At 69.6% G+C, this 19,149-nt stretch carries 15 protein-coding genes and 1 pseudogene; 9 read left to right on the forward strand and 7 right to left on the reverse strand.

What is annotated here, in order from left to right:
• Positions 1-105: 105 nt before the first annotated feature.
• Both HS041_RS29005 and HS041_RS29010 read right to left on the reverse strand, forming a co-directional pair.
• Positions 106-402 (reverse strand): DUF6401 family natural product biosynthesis protein, encoded by a 297-nt coding sequence (locus HS041_RS29005; protein ID WP_196444004.1) that lies wholly within the window; start codon positions 400-402, stop codon positions 106-108.
• A 127-nt stretch (positions 403-529) separates the two neighbouring features.
• The gene (locus tag HS041_RS29010; protein ID WP_196444005.1) at positions 530-1,579 is read right to left on the reverse strand and encodes an aldo/keto reductase; all 1,050 of its coding nucleotides are present in this window, start codon (positions 1,577-1,579) and stop codon (positions 530-532) included.
• A gap of 125 nt (positions 1,580-1,704) precedes the next feature.
• Here HS041_RS29010 and HS041_RS29015 point away from each other — a divergent pair, with 125 nt between their 5' ends.
• From HS041_RS29015 to HS041_RS29025, 3 genes and pseudogenes are all read left to right on the forward strand, one after another.
• Positions 1,705-2,133 carry a MerR family transcriptional regulator gene (locus tag HS041_RS29015; protein WP_196444006.1) on the forward strand — a complete coding sequence of 143 codons (429 nt, stop codon included), beginning with the start codon at positions 1,705-1,707 and terminating at the stop codon, positions 2,131-2,133.
• Positions 2,134-2,493: 360 nt separating this feature from the next.
• Positions 2,494-2,841 (forward strand): DoxX family protein, encoded by a 348-nt coding sequence (locus HS041_RS29020; protein WP_196444007.1) that lies wholly within the window; start codon positions 2,494-2,496, stop codon positions 2,839-2,841.
• A gap of 132 nt (positions 2,842-2,973) precedes the next feature.
• Positions 2,974-3,186, forward strand: a pseudogene (locus tag HS041_RS29025) (IS982 family transposase); the annotation flags it as partial.
• A gap of 14 nt (positions 3,187-3,200) precedes the next feature.
• Here the strand turns inward: HS041_RS29025 and HS041_RS29030 are convergent.
• Positions 3,201-3,611 (reverse strand): hypothetical protein, encoded by a 411-nt coding sequence (locus tag HS041_RS29030; protein WP_196444009.1) that lies wholly within the window; start codon positions 3,609-3,611, stop codon positions 3,201-3,203.
• Positions 3,612-4,168: 557 nt separating this feature from the next.
• Positions 4,169-4,420 carry a cell division protein CrgA gene (locus HS041_RS29035; protein WP_196444010.1) on the reverse strand — a complete coding sequence of 84 codons (252 nt, stop codon included), beginning with the start codon at positions 4,418-4,420 and terminating at the stop codon, positions 4,169-4,171.
• Between the two features lie 256 nt (positions 4,421-4,676).
• On the opposite strand from HS041_RS29035, the gene HS041_RS29040 reads away from it, so the two are divergent.
• Positions 4,677-4,889 carry a hypothetical protein gene (locus HS041_RS29040; RefSeq protein ID WP_196444011.1) on the forward strand — a complete coding sequence of 71 codons (213 nt, stop codon included), beginning with the start codon at positions 4,677-4,679 and terminating at the stop codon, positions 4,887-4,889.
• 103 nt (positions 4,890-4,992) lie between these two features.
• Here the strand turns inward: HS041_RS29040 and HS041_RS29045 are convergent, their stop codons facing one another.
• Positions 4,993-8,526, reverse strand: coding sequence for a discoidin domain-containing protein (locus tag HS041_RS29045; protein ID WP_230879838.1), 3,534 nt, complete (start codon positions 8,524-8,526; stop codon positions 4,993-4,995).
• A 328-nt stretch (positions 8,527-8,854) separates the two neighbouring features.
• Between HS041_RS29045 and HS041_RS29050 the strand changes: the two genes are divergently transcribed.
• The 5 genes from HS041_RS29050 (at position 8,855) to HS041_RS29070 (ending at position 14,991) form a co-directional block, all read left to right on the forward strand.
• Positions 8,855-9,844, forward strand: a complete 990-nt coding sequence (locus tag HS041_RS29050; RefSeq protein ID WP_196444013.1) for a LacI family DNA-binding transcriptional regulator — start codon at positions 8,855-8,857, stop codon at positions 9,842-9,844.
• Between the two features lie 243 nt (positions 9,845-10,087).
• Positions 10,088-11,452 carry an extracellular solute-binding protein gene (locus HS041_RS29055; protein ID WP_230879839.1) on the forward strand — a complete coding sequence of 455 codons (1,365 nt, stop codon included), beginning with the start codon at positions 10,088-10,090 and terminating at the stop codon, positions 11,450-11,452.
• Positions 11,453-11,516: 64 nt separating this feature from the next.
• Positions 11,517-12,443 (forward strand): carbohydrate ABC transporter permease, encoded by a 927-nt coding sequence (locus tag HS041_RS29060; protein WP_196444015.1) that lies wholly within the window; start codon positions 11,517-11,519, stop codon positions 12,441-12,443.
• Positions 12,443-13,414, forward strand: a complete 972-nt coding sequence (locus tag HS041_RS29065) for a carbohydrate ABC transporter permease (protein ID WP_196444016.1) — start codon at positions 12,443-12,445, stop codon at positions 13,412-13,414. Before HS041_RS29060 ends, HS041_RS29065 begins: the two co-directional genes overlap by 1 nt.
• Positions 13,415-13,458: 44 nt before the next feature.
• A complete protein-coding gene (locus tag HS041_RS29070) occupies positions 13,459-14,991 on the forward strand; it encodes a glycoside hydrolase family 13 protein (protein ID WP_196444017.1) in 1,533 nt (510 codons plus the stop codon).
• A gap of 172 nt (positions 14,992-15,163) precedes the next feature.
• On the opposite strand, the gene HS041_RS29075 is transcribed toward HS041_RS29070, so the two are convergent.
• Together HS041_RS29075 and HS041_RS29080 are read right to left on the reverse strand one after the other, a co-directional pair.
• The gene (locus HS041_RS29075) at positions 15,164-17,674 is read right to left on the reverse strand and encodes a putative bifunctional diguanylate cyclase/phosphodiesterase (protein WP_196444018.1); all 2,511 of its coding nucleotides are present in this window, start codon (positions 17,672-17,674) and stop codon (positions 15,164-15,166) included.
• A gap of 154 nt (positions 17,675-17,828) precedes the next feature.
• Positions 17,829-19,082 (reverse strand): sensor histidine kinase, encoded by a 1,254-nt coding sequence (locus HS041_RS29080; protein ID WP_307845501.1) that lies wholly within the window; start codon positions 19,080-19,082, stop codon positions 17,829-17,831.
• Positions 19,083-19,149 lie beyond the last annotated feature (67 nt).

Here is a 19,149-nt window from a genome sequence, read left to right on the forward strand (position 1 = left end):
CGTCGGCGGCTGCGGCCGGTCCTCAACGGTCCGGCCGCGCCTGCCCCGGTCCGGCCGACCGTTCCCTTTCACGGGCCGTCCGCCGGACCGGGCGGGTGGGGTCGTTCAGGAAGCCGGAGCCGTCTCCAGCATCAGGCACAATGCGCTCAGCCGCAGCGCGGCGAAGTCCAGCGGCTGGCCCGGCTGCGGTGCTCGCCAGCCCTTCTCATGGGCGCCGTCCCAGAAACCGATCAGATACGCCAGCAGGCAGACCGAGTGCTGACCTACTCCGGCCAGCGCATGTCGCACCGCGGCGATGTGCTGATCCAGAGACGCACCGATGCCCGGGTGCTCGGCGCGCAAGTCCAGCACCCACTGGGCGAACTCGGCGCGGATCCGCGCCGGCCACGACTGATCAGACATCCAGCTCCCCTGAGGACATAGCGCAGCAGATGCTGCCACGATAACCGTGCGGTCCCCGACGCAACCGGCGAAACCCGCGATCGGGCGGCGGTGTGCAACCGCGCCGGGGCCGCCGCGGACGTGCCCGTCAGCCCGCGGCTCGGTCGCTTGGCAGGCGTCGCCTGTGCGCGGCGTCCGCCAGGGTAGGCGGCCGCCAGGCACCGTCGGGCCGGTACAGGTTCGTGCCCGGCGGCACGATCTCGTCGATTCGGTCGAGGGTCGCGTCGTCGAGTGCGAGGGAGGCGCCCTTGAGGGTGGCGTCCAGCTGCTCCATGGTGCGCGGGCCGACGATGACCGACGTGACCGCCGGGTGCGCCGCGGGGAAGGCGACGGCGAGTTCGGGCAGCGTGCAGCCGATGCCCGTCGCGAGCTCGACGAGTTGCTCCACGACGTCGAGCTTGACGGCGTTTTCGGGGATCGAGGGATCGAAGCGATCCGGGTTGATCGACGGGCGGCCGGTGGACAGGTCGACGGGCTGGCCCTTCCTGTACCTGCCCGACAGGAATCCCGACGCCAGCGGGCTCCAGGTCAGCACGCCCATGCCGTACCGCTGGCACACCGGCAGCACGTCGGCCTCGATGCCGCGGGCGAGCAGCGAGTACGGCGGCTGCTCGGTCCTGAAGCGCCGCAGGGCGCGCCGCTCGGCCACGTGGTGCGCCTCGACGATGTCGGAGGCCGGGAACGTCGAACAGCCGAACGCCCGGATCTTGCCCTGCGTGACCAGGTCGCCCAGCACGCCGAGCGTCTCCTCGACGTCGGTCGCGGGGTCGGGACGATGGACCTGGTAGAGGTCGATCCAGTCGGTCCGGAGGCGCCGGAGGCTCTCCTCGATCTCCTTGATGATCCACCGTCGCGAGTTCCCGCTCCTGTTGCGGCCCTCTCCCATCGGGAAGTGCACCTTGGTGGCGAGCACGACGTCATCGCGCCGGCCGCGCAGCGCCTTGCCGACGATCTCCTCCGACTCGCCGGCCGAGTACATGTCGGCCGTGTCGATGAAGTTGATCCCTTGGTGGAGGGCGTGGTGGACGATGCGGGCGCAGTCGTCGTGATCGGGGTTGCCGACCGCGCCGAACATCATGGCGCCCAGGCAGTGGACGCTCACCTCGATGCCGGTGCCGCCGAGAACGCGGTAACGCATGATCAGGCTCCTGGAAGACGTCATGGGGGAGCGCCGGAACGATCCCCGCCGGGCGGTCGGGGCCGGGCGCGCGTCGGAGCCTACGAGTTAGAGCCGACTCTAGATCAAGCCTTAGTGTGGACCGCATGCCGGAGACGAACCGGGGGCTGAGCATCGGGCAGGTCGCCGAGCTCACCGGGCTGAGCGTCCACACGCTTCGCTTCTACGAGCGCGAAGGCGTTCTGGCCGCCCCGGTGCGACGTGGACCCGGTGGCCGGCGCCTCTACAGCAAGAGCGACGTGGAGTGGATCCACCTCTGCGTCAACCTGCGCGCCACCGGCATGCCGCTGCCCGCCATCCGCCAATACGCGGAGTTCATCAGACAAGGGACGGGCGACGAGGAGCAGCTCCTGGCCCTCCTGAGGCAGCACCGGGACCAGGTCGCCACGCAGATCGAACAGCTCACCGAGTCCCTCGGCCTGATCACCCGCAAGATCGGCGCGTACGCCGAACAACTCGCCCGGGGCGCCGGCGGTCCGGTCCGCTGCACGCCTCCGCCCGCCGAGCGGCGGTAGGCCGAGCAGGCCGGACCCGGGAACAGACCACGTACGACAGGCAGGGGCAACGTCTCCGCTCTTCGGCCGGTACTGCTTCCTGGGGTTGATGATCCGCTTCTGGCCCGACCTCCGACGTGCGGCGTGCCCCTTTCCGGCCCACTCGGCCTGCCCTCCCGAAGGTGGCCGCCGCGGCCGACCCCGGCAGAGGCGGGTGTCTCGTCCCCCGGACGAGGAAGTCTGAAGGCTTCCGAGCGGAATGCTTCGCCGCCGGGTCACGGATCGGTCGGGAAGCCCGCGCGTCGTGAACGCATCGCGGATCTATCAACCGGGGCTCGCAGGATTGGTGTCACAAGAAAGCACCAGCTAGGGAGTGTCCCCATGTCCACCACCGCCACCATTGTCACCGTCCTGGCCGCCCTCTGGGTGGGTTTCTCCGCCTTCTCCCTCCTTCGCCGCGCCGAGTGGGTCGTGAAGCCGCTGACGGACTACGGCGTCCCCCGCTCATGGTGGACCTGGCTCGGCGCAGCCAAGGCCGCAGGGTCCGCAGGCCTGCTGGTCGGCCTGTTCGTGCCGGTCGTAGGCCTCCTGGCCGGGATCGGCCTGGTGCTGTACTTCGCCGGAGCCGTCTTCACCGTGCTCCGGGCACGCTCGTACTCGACCGTCGTCTTTCCCCTGCTGTACATGGGCCCGGTGATCGCCGCCTTGGTGCTGGGACACATCGCCTGACAGCAGCGCGGATCATAGCCCCACGGTTGTCGTATCACGCCGAGCCGACTTGTTCCCGTACCTGCCCCGGCAGTCCGGTTACGACGAGCGGCTACGCGCTGTGCTCGGCCTGGTCAAGCGGGTCATGCGAATGCCCGCTACGGCGAGCCGGTGCTCAAGAAGGTCCGGCAGTCGATCGAATCGCCCGACGACACTCTCAAAAGCCGATGCGACCCGGAAGCCCACGGCGGCCGATCCTTCGCGGGAGTCGCCACCCGCCTCGCCCGGCGCATTCCGGCGACGGCCACCGCGATCTGGCGCAATCATGCGACCAACGTCCCGATCACCCGGTCACCGACCGGGTGATCGGACATGCTCGTCTAATAGATGCGGTACTTCTCGCCGCAGTTGTCGAACTTGCCGGCCCAGCAGGTGTAGGTGTACACCTTCTTGATCCCGTGGCCGCTCCAGGTGCCGGTAACCTCGCCGTCCCAGGACTTGTTGAACTTGTGCCAGTCGCCGTTCTGGTAGACCTCGAACCACACCCAGCCCTTCTTGCCGCCGGCCCTGTCGGCGCCGTGCCACTTCGTGTAGACCTTGCCGTGCGACTTCCAGGTCTTGCCGAAGGTGTAGGCCTTGTGGTCGCTGGAGAAGAACTTGCCCCACTGCACGACCGTGGTCGCGGTGGAGGCGGCCGGCTGCGTGGCCGCCTGGGCGGTGGCCGGGGTGAGGGCGAGGCCGGTCAGGGCCATCGAGCCGGCCAGAGCGGCGATCGTGAAGGTCTTACGCATCGGGTTCCTCCGTTGGTCGGTGCCGCCGGTCCCCCCGGCAGCGATCTGAACGCTACGGAGAAGCCCAGAGATCAACTATGGAGAAATCCACACAGCCAGGGTGATCAGCACCACACGGTCCATGAGGCGCGCCGATCGGGCTCACAGGTCACGTCGCCGCCGTTCCCGATCGCGGGCGCCCGCGTGGTGTTCACCGGGACCCCGGCAGGATCTCGGCCGCGCCGCGGTCGTGATCGAGCGGCAGCCGGCCCGGCCGGCCGCCAATGAGCAATGAGGTAGGGGTGCGGGCGGCCGCCGCGGGGAACCTCTGTGGCAGCGGGTCCCGGCGTCCGGAACCCCGGAGCTGAAAGGGGCACGCCGCAGGCCGCAGCCCTGATCGGGAGAGCAGGCGCCGACCCCGAGCTGACGGCGCTGGTGTACGACGCCATCGCACTGCGTCTGGAGCTCACCACGGCCGACGAGCCCCGCGCTCCGACCGCCTTTCCTCCGCCGGCTCCGGTTCTCCGTTCGCTGCGCGGGTGTCCGGTGCGCATCTCCGCAGCCGGCGCGCGGCATCGCTACCGCCGCAGGAGGAGACCTATCCCGAGCGCCACGCCGAGGCCGAGAAAGAGGTATCCGACCAGCAGATTCCAGTTGTGCAGCTCGCGGACGACCGGGGCGTCGGGCATCGTGTAGTAGACGGCCGTCCACAGGAGGCCGACGACCCACGAGGCGATCATCATTCGAGCCGGCCACCTCGATGCGCGCTTGACCGGCCGATAATTCTGGGGGGTGGAGAACCTCTCGCGGTCGGCTTCGAAATCGGGCATCGGGTGTTTCCTCCTGTGGCCGGACCCCTGCATCGCCGGACGGATCTTCACCCAGCCCAACGAGACATGGCCGGAGACGGTTCCCGCGCATGACGTGGCGGTCTCAGGCCTGCCCGCGGGGAGGCATCGGCCCGCACGGTGAGTGGCCCACCTCTCGGGTCCCCCTCCCGGGTCACCGGCGCGGCCGCTGTCGCTGCGCGGTTCCGTCAGGAGGGACGTGCCGCGTCGAGCCGCGATCTCTGGGTATGGACAGCGGATGAGCAAGCGAGATGAGCTCCGCCAGGTCGATGCGGACCTGGAACGGTTGCGCGCGGAGGTCGCCGCCCTGCGCGACCAGGTCGGGGAGATCGGTGCCACGGACGCCGTCGAGCGGGCACAGATGATCAACATGGCGGACGAGCAGCAGAGCCTGATCACGGAGCTGGAGGCTCGCCGGGAGGCGCTGGCGAACGCCCTGGGCGAGGAGTGACGCCGATGGGGGGCCGCGCCCCGCCACGCGCACAGGCTGCCGTCCGGGCGGAGGCAGGGCTCCCGCCCGGACGGCGAGCCGGCTCAGGGGCCGGTCGGGGCCGTCAGGGGTTGACGGTGATGGTGAAGGACGAGGTCGTGTTCCTGATGTTCTGCTGGTTGTCGCTCATCTTCAGGTTGTTGAAGGTCACCGAGCCGACAGCCGGCCCCTGCCCGGCCTCGGGCATCTCGTTGGCCCAGATGCCGAACCCGGACTTGGCGTCGTAGGCGTCCCCGCTCCTGCGGGCGCCGGTGATGGAGATGTTCGTGAAGACCGTGTCCTTGACCGGGTTCTGCGGCTGGCCTCCGACATAGTTGGTCTGGAACATGATGCCGTGGTAGGTCGGGTCGACGATGTCCACGTTGCTCACCCGGATGCCCTGGAACACCTTCGAGGCGGAGAAGACCCAGATCCCGGGGAAGGTCTGCGAGCCCCAGAAGTGGCCGCCGGCGCGGACGATCGAGATGTTGTCGAAGCGCGTCGGAGGGTCGGCGCCGAAGCCGTTCATCGGGTAGCCGAAGTCGAGCGAGCTGATCGTGATGCCGGAGTAGACCAGCGTGTCGGCGATGTGGATGTTCCGGAAGACGTTGTCGTACCCGCCGTAGACGGCGACGCCGGCGGCGCGCCAGGTCAGGATCGAGGTCAGGTTCTCGTAGACGTTGCCCTTGACGTCGCCGCCGCCCGCGTCGACGGCCGAGAACAGCGCGAAGCTGTCGTCGCCGCTGGCCCGGGACTCGTTGTTGCTGACCAGGTTGTCGGTGCTGCCGTTGGTCATGTTGACGGCGTCGGCGAACGTGTTCCGGATGCGTGAGTTCTTGATCGTGATCCGGTCGGTGTTGGCGCCCCAGTACAGGCAGACCATGTGCTCGGCCCAGATGTCGTCGATCGTGATGTCGGCCACGTTGGCGAAGTCGAACACCTTGCCGGGACCGTCGATGCGGGAGGTGTAGTTGCCGAAGTAGGCGAAGCCCGCGAACGTCGAACCGTTGGCCGAGGCCTCGGCGCGGAAGCCGATGTCGGTGTTGTCCTGCGTGGCGGGCGCGTAGAACCTCGTGTACCAGGGCCCGGCGCCGACGACCTTGACCGGCTTGCCGTACACCTGGAACTTGCCGGCGGTCTGGTAGGCGCCGGGCGGCAGGTAGACGCCGAGTCGGCCGGACTCCATCCGGGCCCTGTCCAGGGCGTTCTGGACGTCCTGGTGGCCGAAGCCGGTGGGCGTGACGTACCGGGCGGGGTCAGGGTTGGCGAGCGGCGACACCTGCTCGGTGTTGACGAAGTCGATGGCGTAGGCGGTGGTGTTGGCGGCGTCCTTCTGCAGCTTGATCCTGCTTCCGGCCGGGATGGTCGAGTCGAGCATCATGTTGGCCTCGTCGTAGATGTGACGCGGCCCTCCGGAGGCCGGCGAGTTGCCCGGGCTCGTCTCATTGCCGTACAGCCAGGCGTACCGGGAGGTCAGGTTGATCGCCTTGTGGAAGGTGCCGTTGACGTAGACGTTGAGCGTGGAGTCGATCCCGCCGCCGCCCGGTGCGTCCGGGATGGAGAAGCGGGTGACGAGGGTGTTGGTCGGTGCCTTGGTGGTGAACTCGACGTAGGAGCCGGTGGTGTTCAGTGTCACGGCCTTGCGCCCGGACGCCTCGCCCGCCAGGTCGCCGACGGTCCGGTTCGGGCCGACGACCTGCGCGCCGCCGCCGACGGCGCCGTCCTCGGCCTCGTACATGTCGAAGGGCATGTTCGCGCCCCGGCCGACGAACAGCGGGAGCGTGGTGGTGTTGTTGTCCCGTTTGACCGGCAGTTCGTTGGCATCGGCGGCCAGCTCGGTCTTGACGGTGTACCTGCCGTTGGCGGCGGTCCACGTGCCCAGGTTCACCGGAGCGGTGGTGGCACCCGCGGCGACGGCGCCGGTGTGGGAGCCGGTCAGGGTGCGCACGACGCTCCCGGCGTCGTTGATCACGGTGAGCGTGATGCCATGGGCGCCGCTCGCCGAGGCGACGCCGCCCTGGTTTTTGATCACCACCGAGAAGGCGACGGCGGTGCCGTTCGCCGGGTTGCCGGGTGTCCAGCTCACCGGTGAGGCGACCAGGTCGGAGCTGTCGACCGGCCTGACCGTGAGCGGGGATGAGGCGACGAGCTCGTTGTTCAGGTCGTTCTGCTCGATGACCGCGTTGCCCTCGTCGACTCTGGCGCTCACCTGGTAGGCGGCCGCGTCCCTCGTGCCGATGCCGGCCGAGACGGTGGCGGACGCGCCCGCGGCCAGCGCCGCCACCGGGGCGGTGCCGACCCTGGTCCCGCCGAGGTAGAAGTTCACATCGGTGGCGCCCGAGGCCCGCGTGCCGGAGTTCCGCACCGTCGCCTGCAGCCTGATCGCGTCGCTCTCCACCGGGGAGGAGGGTGTCCACGCCAGGGCGGTGACCGTCAGGTCGGGGTTGGGCGCAGGGGTGCCGATCACCTGGAGCTCGGCGACCTGTCCGCCGCTCGCCCCCGTGTTGGCCGTGATCCTGAGCTGGACGTCGGCCACGTCGGCGGTGACCGGGAGCGTCACCGAGTTCCCGGTGGCCGGGTCGAAGGTGTACGGCGCCGCCGCCTTCAGCGTGGTGAAGGACGAGGCGGTCTGCTCGCGGCCGAGGATCTCGACCGTCTGGGTGCGGGTACCCCAGACGCCGTCGGGGCTGAGCTTGAGCACGACCGAGGTGACGCTCGCGTTGGCGCCCAGCTTCACGGTCAGCGTGTTCGGGTAGGCGCCGGGTGCGGCCTCCCAGTAGGTGGCCGTGCTGTTGTCATTGGCGTTGGCCGCCACGAACGTGTGGACATGGGAGGAGGCGCTGATCGGCTTGCCTGCGGCCAGGTTCGAGCCGCCGCCGCTGCCGGACCGGGTGACCGAGTTGCTGGCGGCGGACTGGTTTCCGGCGGCGTCGCGGGCCCTGACGTGGTAAGTGACGGTGGCGCTCGCGGGCTGGACGTCGGTGTAGGTCAGCACGGTGCCCGCCACGCTCGTGCGCAGGACGTCGCCCGCGTAGACGTCGTAGCCGGTGACGGCGACGTTGTCGGTGGAGGCGGTCCAGGTCAGCTTGATCTGGCCGGCGGCCGGTTCGGTGTAGGCGAGGGTGCCGGGTGCGGTCGGGGCCTGGGTGTCGCCGACGGCGGTGCCGTACACCTCGAACTCCGAGAGCTGGGCGGCGGGCCAGGCGGTGTTGGCGGTGTAGCGCAGCCGTACGTACCGGGCGGTCACGGCGTTGAAGGTGATCGTGGCGGCGGGATCGAAGCGGTGGCCGGCCGAGGCGGCGACGGTGGAGAAGGCCGAGCCGTCCGTACTGCCCTGCACTTCCAGGGTCTGCGTGCGGGCCTCCCAGCCGGCCGGCAGCTTCAGCACGAGCCTGTTCACCCGTACGGCGGAGCCCAGGTCCACCTGGATCCACTGCGGGAAGGCATCGGCGGGGCCCTCCCAGTAGGTGGCCTGGACGCCGTCGTTGACGTTGCCGGGGGAGTGGGGGCCGCTGGCGCCGCTGGCCGAGGCGGACCTGCCCGCGGCCAGGTTGGGGCCGCCGGCCGCGGAAGCGGGGGAGGGAGGCCCGGCGGCGACGATCAGGCCGAGGACGGTCATCACCGTGATCAGCCGTAGGAGAACTGGGTGTGTGGCTTTCATCCGTTCTGCCGTCTCTTCTCTGGGATGCGGGGGGTGCCGGCCCGGGCTCAGGCGGTTCAGCGTCCGGGCCTCACGGCCTGAACCGTAAGATGAGTAGCAGCTATTTGCAATATTACGATTAAGTTTCGCAAGAAATAGATTGTTTGCCTGGAACGGTCCCGGGAACATGTTCCCCGGTCAGGCGATCATCGGAGTCGTGAAACTCTTCCTTCTGGGCGCAAGTTCGCGACATCAGGATCACGCAAGTCGGTGAAACCACTTGCGCTCATTGTCATATAGTTTGCGCATGACTCGACGACTTGCAGAGGTGGCCAAGAAGGTCGGGGTGAGCGAGGCGACGGTCAGCCGCGTGCTCAACGGGAAGCCGGGGGTCTCGGCGGCGACCCGGGAGGCCGTGCTGACGGCCCTCGACGTGCTCGGTTACGAGCGCCCCACCCAGCTGCGCGGTGACCGGGCCCGCCTGGTGGGCCTGGTCCTGCCCGAGCTGCAGAATCCGATCTTCCCGGCCTTCGCCGAGGTCGTCGGCGGGGCCCTCGCCCAGCAGGGGTTCACCTCGGTGCTGTGCACCCGGACCGTGGGAGGGGTCTCCGAGGCCGAGTACGTCGACCTGCTGCTGCAGCAGCAGGTGTCGGGCATGGTCTTCGCGGGTGGCCTGTACGCCCAGGCGGACGCCTCCCACGAGCACTACGAGCTGATGCTCGAACGCGGTCTGCCCGTGGTGCTGGTCAACGCGGCCGTCGAGCACCTGGGGTTCCCCCAGGTCTCCTGCGACGACGTCGTGGCCGCCGAGATGGCCCTGGGCCACCTGAGGTCGCTGGGCCACGAACGGGTCGGCATGGTGCTGGGGCCCAAGGACCACATGCCCTCCCGCCGCAAACTGGAGACCTTCCTCGCCGCAGGGGGCGATCCGGGGCTCGTCGAGCACACGATGTTCTCTCTGGAGGGCGGGCACGCGGCGGCGGCCAGGTTGCTGCGCGGCGGGGTCACGGGCGTCGTGTGCGCCAGCGACCTGCTCGCGCTCGGCGCGGTCAGGGCCGTGCGCCGCGCGGGACTGTCGGTGCCGGGTGACGTGTCGGTCATCGGATACGACGACTCGGCCCTGATGAACTGCACCGAGCCGCCGCTGACCACGGTGCGTCAGCCGATCGACGCAATGGGGCGGGCGGTCGTCGACCTCCTGGTCGCGCTGATCGACAAGGCCGTCGTGCCGGCCGAGGAACTGCTCTTCGAGCCGGAGCTGGTCGTGAGGGCCTCGACGGCGCGGCCCTCACCCTGACCTCCCGCCTCCTGGCCCTGCGGAGGGGATGACACGGTAGCCGTGTCATCCCCTCTTTCGTTTGCTCCTTCAATCTGGCGCGTGATCTAGTCGTTATGTTTCATAGTTCTGTTGAAATATTGCATAGCAGTGTCATGAAGCCTATCGTGATGGCCACGCCGGATCGGGTCGTCCTCGAGCTCGCCGGCTTCCACACGCATCAGAAGGGTCAGCTCCATGACGAGATCCGGCTATCGCAGAACCATGGGACTGCTGCTCGCGACAGCGCTCGGCCTGACGGCGGCGGCATGCGGCTCGGAGGAGAAGCCGGCCGGGAACGAGTCCAAGCCGACCGCGCAGGGCTCCGCGGCCGGGCCGGTGTCGATCACGGTCAACTGCATGCCGCCGAAGACGAACAAGGCGCAGCGAGCGACCTTCGAGGAGGATCTCGCGGCGTTCCAGCAGCTCAACCCCAACATCAAGGTTGAGAAGGCCACCGACGCCTTCCCGTGCTATGAGCCCCGGACCTTCGAGGCCAAGCTGGCCGGCGGCCAGCTCGAGACCGTCTTCTACGTGAACTTCCCCAACGTCGGGCGGCTGATGGAGAGCGGCCAGGCCGCCGACATCACCCCCTACGTCGGGGAACTGAAGACTTTCAAGGACTACAACGCCTCCATCGAGATCTTCAAGAAAGACGGCAAGATCTACGGCCTGCCCACCGACGGGTACGGCATGGGCCTGGTCTACAACCGCGAGGTGTTCACCAAGGCCGGGCTCGACCCGAACAACCCGCCCAAGACCTGGGCCGACGTGCAGGCCGCGGCCAAGAAGATCGCTGCCCTCGGCCCCGGCTACGTGGGTTTCGGCGAGTACAGCGGCAACAACGTCGGCGGCTGGCACTTCACCGCCTCCCTCTACGGCCGGGGCGGTGACGTGATCACCCCGGACGGCAAGAAGGCCGCCTTCAACACCCCCGAGGGCAAGGCCGTGCTCGAGAACCTCAGGCAGATGCGCTGGGCCGACAACAGCATGGGGTCCAAGCTCTACATCGACTGGCCCGCGCTGATGAAGGCCATGGCCGGCGGCAAGATGGGGATGATGGTCGGCGCCCCCGACGTGCTGATCGGGCTGCGCAACGACTTCCAGGCCAAGTTCGAGAACTACGCCGTCACCTCCCTGCCCGAGGCCAAGGCGCTGTTCAACGGCGGCGCCGGCTACATGATCAACCCCAAGGCCACGCCCGAGCAGATCCGGGCAGGCCTGAAGTGGATCGAGTACGAGTTCCTCACGCCGGGCAAGGGCCAGCTCGACTACGTGCGGGCCAAGGGCGCGAACCTGACCGTCGGCCAGCCGTACCCCGACCTGTACGGCGCCGACACCCCCTCCGGCCAGGAAGTCCTGAAGCTGCGCGCCGAGAACGCCAACGTCGATCCCGGGCAGTTCGCGCTCTGGGTCGAAGGCTCCAAGGGCATCCCGGCCAAGGCCGAGCCGGGGCCGTACGCACAGGAGATCTACGCGATCCTCGACACTCCGATGTCCGCGGTGCTGACCAGGCAGGACGCCGACATCGACAAGCTGCTCGCCGACGCCGAGGCGAAGGTCAACGCCCTGCTGGAGCAGAAGGGCTGACCCGCAGGAGCCGGGGGCGGCGCTCCCGCCGCCCCCGGCGATCACGTCGAGATCGGAAGACAGAATGACCACAACCGGCATGCGCCCCTCGCGAGGCTCGCGAGGGCGGCCCCCGACCAGGCGGCGGCGCGCCGTGCGGCGGAACGTCACCGCCTACGGATTCCTGTGCGGAGCGCTGATCTGCTTCGCGTTCTTCTCCTGGTACCCCATGATCTGGGAGGTTGTGCTCAGCTTCCAGCAGACCAACTTCGTCGATCCGCCCGTCTGGGTGGGACTGGAGAACTTCGTCACGGTCTTCGAGGACGCGGCCTTCGGCCCCGCCTGGAAGAACACGGTGATGTTCACCGTCCTGGCGCTGGTCTTCGGGTATGGTGTGCCGTTCGTCGTCGCACTGGTGCTGAACGAACTGCGCCACGCGCGGGCCTACCTCCGATTCGTCGTCTACCTGCCGGTGATGCTGCCCCCGGCCGTCGGCGTGCTGCTGTTCCAGTGGTTCTACGAGCCGGAGTACGGGCTGTTCAACCAGGTCCTCGGCTTCTTCCACCTGCCCGCCCTGGACTGGCTGAACTCCACCGACACCGCGCTGATCTCCCTGGTCGTCGTCTCCACCTGGATGAACCTCGGCACCGGCACGCTCATCTACCTCGCCGCGCTGCAGACGATCCCCGGAGAGCTGTACGAGGCGGCGGAGCTGGACGGCGCCGGGATCCTCAAGCGCATCTGGCACGTCACGATCCCGCAGACCAAGCTGATCCTGCTGGTCATGCTGCTGCTGCAGATCGTGGCGACCATGCAGGTCTTCATCGAGCCCTTCCTGCTCACCGGAGGCGGCCCGGAGAACTCCACGGTCAGCGTCGTCTACCTCATGTACCAGTACGCCTTCAACTTCGGGAACATCAACGGCGGCAACGCGCTCGGCGTGATGCTGATGATCGTTCTGATGGTCTTCTCGGCCATCTACCTGCGCGTCTCGCGGGAGGACAAGAGCTGATGTCGAACCTCACCGTGGTGTCCAAGGAACCCCGGCGGCCCGCGCCGCCGGCGGCTCTCCCGGCTCCTCCGAAACGGCCGCGCAGGAAGATCCGGCAGGAGTTCCGCACCGTCGTCTCACCGCACCAGCTCAACTCCCGCCGGGGCCGCGCCGTCTACTGGAGCGTTCTGACCGTCGTCGTCGTGAGCTTCACCGCGGCCTTCGTCTTCCCGCTGTACTGGATGATCACCGGGGCGATGAAGTCCACCGAGGACCTCGTGCAGATCCCGCCGACGTTCCTGCCGCCGCAGTTCACGCTCGACGCCTACGCCGAGGCGTGGGAGCTGATGGACCTGGGCCTGCTGCTGGGCAACACCGCCCTGTACGCGGGCGGGGCCTGGTTGTTCACACTGGCGATCGACGTCACCGCCGCCTACGCCCTGTCCAAGCTCCGGCCGGTGCTCGGCAAGCTCGTCCTGGCCCTGATGCTGGCCACGCTCATGATCCCGCCGATGGTGATCATGCTGCCCGCCTACCTGACGGTCAAAGACCTGCCGCTGCTGGGATGGGACCTGCTCAACACGCCGTGGGCGATCTGGCTGCCCGCGGCGGCCAACGGGTTCAACATCTTCCTGCTCAAGCGTTTCTTCGACTCGATCCCGCGGGAGCTGCTGGAGGCGGCCGAGATCGACGGCGCGGCCCCGGGCCGCATCCTGTGGTCGATCGTGATCCCCATCTCCCGCCCGATCCTGGGCGTGGTGTCCATCCTCACGGTGGTCAACGTGTGGCGGGACTTCGTCTGGCCGCTGCTGGTGCTGACCGACAGCGAGAGGATGTCGGTCAGCATCGGCATCGCGAGCCTGTCGTCGCAGATGCCGCAGAACGTGCTCATCGCCTCGCTCGTGATCGCGAGCATCCCGACCATCGTCGTGTTCTTCCTCTTCCAGCGTCACATCATGGCGGGCCTCACCGCCGGCAGCCTCAAGGGCTGAGATTCTCCACCGTCAAGGTCTACCAGCAAGGAGTCGTGTTCAGCATGCCGGAAACGTGGTGGCGGGGGGCCGCGATCTACCAGGTCTACCTGCGCAGTTTCGCCGATGGGAACGGTGACGGGACGGGAGACCTGGCGGGGCTGCGTTCCCGCCTGCCGTACCTCGCAGACCTGGGGATCAACGCCGTCTGGCTGAATCCGTGGTACCCGTCGCCGATGGCCGACGGCGGCTACGACGTCGCCGACTACCGGGACATCGAACCGGTCTTCGGCACCCTGGCCGAGGCGGAGGAGTTCATCCAGGAGGCCCACGGGCTGGGGATCAAGATCATTATCGATGTGGTGCCCAACCACAGCTCGACCGCGAGCGCGTGGTTCCAGGAGGCTCTGGCCGCGGAGCCGGGCTCACCGGCCAGGGAGCGGTTCTGGTTCCAGGACGAGCCGGGCGACTGGAAGTCCATCTTCGGCGGGCCCGCCTGGACGCAGGTGCCCGACGGGCAGTGGTACCTGCACCTGTTCGCTCCCGAGCAGCCCGACTTCAACTGGACCAACCCAGAGGTGCACGCCGAATTCCACGACGTTCTGCGCTTCTGGTTCGACCGGGGTGTGGACGGCATCCGCATCGACTCGGCCGCGGTGCTGGTGAAGGACTTCGACGGCGGCGACCCCGAGGGCTACACCGATCTCGACGAGGTCCACGAGATCTACCGGAGCTGGCGCCGCCTGGCCGACGAGTACGACGAGCGCATCCTCGTCGGAGAGGTGTGGTTCCCCGACCAGGAGCGCTTCGCCCGCTACCTGCGCCCGGGCGAGCTGCACACCGCCTTCAACTTCGACTTCCTGGCCTGTCCGTGGGAGCCCGCGGCGCTGCGCCGCTCGATCGAGCAGACTCTCGACACCCACACCCCGCTCGGTGCGCCGCCCACGTGGGTGCTGTCCAACCACGACGTCGCGCGCGTGGTGACCAGGTACGGCAGGGCTGAGACCTCCTGGGACCACGGCGATCGCAGGGACGGCGTGCCGTCGGACCTGGAACTGGGATACCGCCGGGCCAGGGCCGCCGCGCTGCTGGCCATGGCGCTGCCCGGCGGCGTCTACATCTATCAGGGCGAGGAGCTGGGCCTGCCGGAGGTGGACGACATCCCCGGCGAGCTCCGGCAGGATCCGATGTGGACCCGCTCGAGCCACACCGTTCCGGGCAGGGACGGCTGCCGGGTGCCGCTGCCCTGGTCGGGGGAGGAACCGCCGTTCGGTTTCGGCGAGGGCGAGCCGTGGCTGCCGCAGCCGGAGGACTGGCGCAAGCTCACCGTCGAGGCCCAGACCGAGGACCTCGGCTCGATGCTCAACCTCTACCGGGCCGCGCTGAGCCTGCGCCGCGACCGGCTCGGCGACGGCACGCTCACCTGGCTGGACCTCCGTCCCGACGTTCTCGCCTTCACCCGCGAGTCCGGCCTGACCTGCGTGGTCAACCTGGGCTCCGATCCGGTACGGCTCCCGCCGCACGGATCGGTGCTGCTGGCCAGCGGCTCGCTCGACGGAGAGGAGCTTCCCTCCGACACCGCCGTCTGGCTGGCCTGACGATGAGAACGTAGCGGAGCGCCCCCGGCAGGCTACGGCGTCTGCGGCCGGAGCCGCCGTGCCCGGGAGGCGCTCGTCCGACTGCGAGGGCGGCGCGCGACCTCCCCGGCGCCCGGGCCGGAGGTTTCCGTCACCGCCCTGCCCGGACCGTCAGGCGGCCTCGCCCGGATCGTCAGGCGGCCTCGTATCCGGGGGTGGTCTGGAGGAGGTCGTCGATCTGGTGGGCGTCGGCCGGGGGGGAGAACAGGTAGCCCTGCGCCAGCGGGCAGCCCATCTGCTGCAGCAGCACGGCTTGTTCGGGGGTTTCCACGCCCTCGACGATGGTCTGCAGGTGCAAACTGGCCGACAGCTCCAAGATGGCCTTGGTGAAGGCGCGGGTCTGGGCGTGGTCGGCGGCGGTGGGCGGGGTGGTGAAGGAACGGTCGATTTTGAGGATGTCGACCGGCAGGGTGCGCAGGTAGGCCAGGGAGGAGTAGCCGGTGCCGAAGTCGTCCAGGGCGATGCGCACGCCGTGGGCGCGCAGGCGGCTGAGCACGCCGGTCAGGCGGCTGGTCTCGGCCGGGGTGGTGGCCAGCAGCATGCTTTCGGTGATCTCCAGGATGAGGGCGTGTTCGGGCAGGCGGTGGCGGGCCAGGGTCTCCAGCACGGCGTGGGCGAAGGCGGGTTCGCGTAGTTGGCGGCCGGAGATGTTGACGGTGACGGCCAGGCCGTGCTCGGTGTGCCAGCGGGCGGCGTCGGCGCAGGCCTGCTGCAGTGCCCACAGGCCGATGTCGACGATGAGGCCGGTGTCTTCGGCGATGGGGATGAAGACGTCGGGGGGGATGGGCCGGCCGGTGGCCGGTTGCCAGCGCAGCAGGGCTTCGACGGCGTGGATGCGGCCGGTGCGCAGGTCGACGACGGGCTGGTAGGCCAGGGACAGCTCGCCGCGGGCTTGGGCGTGGCGCAGGCCGTTGCTCAGGCGGGTGTGTTCCAGGCGGGCGGTGCGCAGGGCGGTGTCGAAGACGGTGGTCTGGTTTTTGCCGGCGGCTTTGGCGGCGTACAGGGCCAGGTCGGCGTCGCGCAGGGCTTCGGCGGGGGTGGCCACGGGCACTTCGGCCAGGATGCCGATGCTGGTGGTGAGGTGGATTTCGTGGGGGCCGAGCCGGTAGGGGGCGGCCAGGGCGGTGCGGATGGCGTCGGCGGTGTGCTGGGCGGTGGGGGTGTCGGTGGCGGGCATGAGCAGGGCGAATTCGTCGCCGCCGAGGCGGGCCAGGGTGTGGCCGGGGCGGGTCAGGGCGCGCAGGCGGTGGGCGACGTCGATGATGAGGTCGTCGCCGATGGGGTGGCCGAAGCTGTCGTTGACGTCTTTGAAGTCGTCGAGGTCGAGCAGCAGCAGGGCGGGCGGGGTGGCGGGTGCCGTGTCCTGATCCGCGCCCTGACTGTGGCCCTGGCCCTGGCTGTGGCTGTGGCTGTGGCCCTCGCCCTGGCTGTGGGTGTGGGTGTGGGTGTGGGTGTGGTTTTGGTGCTGGTTGAGGGCGCGGTGCAGGGCCTGGCCGAGCAGGGTGCGGTTGGCCAGGCCGGTGAGGGGGTCGTGGGAGGCGCGGTGCGACAGGCTGCGCTGCAGGAGTTCCTGGGTGTGCAGGGCGGTGGACAGTTCGTGGGTCTGGCGGGTGAGTTGCTCGGTTTGGCGGTCCAGGGCGGCGGCGTGGGTTTCGGCCAGGCGGGCGACGGTGTTCAGGCGCAGGACCAGCAGCACCGCCAGCACCACCGTCAACCCCATGATCAGTAGCTTGTCGGTGGTCTCCGGGCCGTACCCGTGGAGGACGGTGAACTGGAGCATCGAGGCCATCGGGCTGAGCAGCGTCAGGATCAGGAACGTCGTCACCCGGCCCCGACGGGAGACGTCGAGGGCCGGTGCCCGGTCCCCGGTGTGGGCGAGGCTGGGGTGCAGCGCGGCGGCGCCGATCAGGACCGACCAGGCCAGCCAGCCGACCGTCGCGACGGCGCCGTCCGGCCGGCCGGCCATCTGGTCGAGCAGGTAGGCGCTGTCACCGATGAACACCATGCCGTAGGAGGCGCTCAACAGGACCAGCCACGGCGCCCGCCCCTTGCTGAGCGCCAGCCGCGCGGCCAGGCCCACGACGAACAGGTCGGTGATGGGGGTGGCCAGTCCCAGGACGAGATCCACGCCGCTGCGCGGGAGACTGTGGAGCATGGGGTGGAGCAGGAAGGCCCAGACGGGCATGGCCACGCCGACGGTGACGATGCCCGCATCCAGCAGGGCGGCGCCGGACGAGCCGCTCTCGCGGCGTCCCAGCATCACCAGCGCGATCAGCGTCAGGATGCGGCAGTCCACGGCGACGCGGTTGTAGAGATCGAGGAGGAACGGGATCTCCAGCCAGACCCAGCCGATGCCCCAGCACACGGTCGTGGCCAGCCAGATGATCACGTTGGCGGCGGCGATCAGCCGCCACGACCACTGCCGGTTCAGGTCGTGCCGGCGGATCCCGACGATGACGGCCAGCGCCGTCGCGCCCTGCAGCAGTACCCAGGGCAGCACGTCCAGGACGGGTGAGAGGGAGGCCAGGAACGGGGCGGCGAGGGCCAGGAGCCCGGACAGCACAAGGAACGCCAGCCAGCCGTGCGGCCCGCGGGTGAGACGGGCTCCGGCGGCCAGTGCGGCTCCGGGGAACGTCTGACTCATGTTCCTCCTCTCGGGGCGGCCCCGCCGGTCGCCGAACCGGCGGCATCGCGGCAGTGGAGCGCGCTGGGATGCCGCCCGGTTGCCGGACGGGTTCAGCCACTTCATGACGCTGATCGGACACGACGCGCCCCCTCTGAGGGAAAACGCGAGAGGATCAGGTCCGGTCGCCGTGCAGAGGCAGCCGCACGGTCACGAGCCACTCGCCGCCGGCCGCCCGTGCCTCGATGCGGCCGCCCAGCAGCGCCACGCGCTCCCGCATGCCGGCCAGCCCGCGCCCGCCGCCCGGGCCCGGCCGCTCCCCGATCGGGTTGCGTACGTCCAGGCTCAGCCCGTCGTCCCCTACCGCCGCCACCAGCCGGACCGGCCGGGCGCCGTGCCGGATGGCGTTGGTCAGGGCCTCCTGGAGGATCCGGTAGGCCTCACGGGAGACCAGGGCGGGCAGGCCGCCGAGGTCGCCGGTGACCTCGGCGGCGGCTCCGGTCGCGCGGATCAGTTCGGGCAGGTCGGCGAGGGTCCGGACCGGGCCGCGCCCGCCGTCCTCGTCACCGTCCTTGTCACCGGCTCCCTCGCGGTCGGTCTCCTCGCGCAGCACGCCGAGCACGTGGTCGAGGTCCTCCAGTGCCGCCCGGGTGGTCTCCTCGATCGCGGTGAGCGCGGCGCGCGCCATCTCCGGGTCGGATCCGAGCACCCTGCCGGCTGCACCGGCCTGCACGGTCACCACGCTGAGCGCGTGCCCGACCGAGTCGTGCAGTTCCCGGGCCAGCCGGTTGCGCGCGGCCAACCGCCGGGCCCGCTCCTGCAACGCGGCCAGCCGGTCGGCGGGCGAGGGGCCGAGCAGCGCCGGGGCGAACCGCTCCAGCAGGGCCCCCGCACCCGCCACCACATGGATGAGCAGGACCAGCGTCACCACTCCGGCCGGAGGCCCCCATGCGCTGGTCCAGCCGGCTTCGAACGTGACGCCCAGCATCCCGGCCGGGTCGCCGAACAGGGGGAGCAGGCACAGCCACAGGACGAACGGGATCAGCGCGAGCGTCGCGCCCGCCACCACCGCGCCGATCCCCAGGTGCAGGGTGAACCAGGCTGAGGTGCGGCGCCGCTCGGCCCAGGTCCGTTTTCCGCCGGGCGGCACCGGGCCGACCTCCACTCCGAGCAGTCCTCGGGCGGCGGTCAGCTCCAGTCCGCGGACCGGAAGGAACAGCCCGGTCAGTGCGATCACCGGGAGCATGGCCGTGAAGACGACCGGGTCCCTGACCAGCAGCGGGTAACCCTCCGGATCCGGCAGCCTCAGCAGCCCGTCGACCACCGAGCCGGCCATCACGTACGGCGTCGCCAGGGCTCCGCCCAGGATCAGGCATGTCCACCGCAGGTAGGTGGTCACGCTGGTCAGGGGGGCCAGGACACGTCTCACAGGGAGATCTTCCCAGGCGGCGGCGGCCTGGCCACTCCCGCTCCCGGGGGAGCGGTCTCCCCTGCAG

The sequence above is a fragment of the Planomonospora sp. ID67723 genome (genome assembly GCF_015711605.1).
GTDB lineage: Bacteria > Actinomycetota > Actinomycetes > Streptosporangiales > Streptosporangiaceae > Planomonospora_A.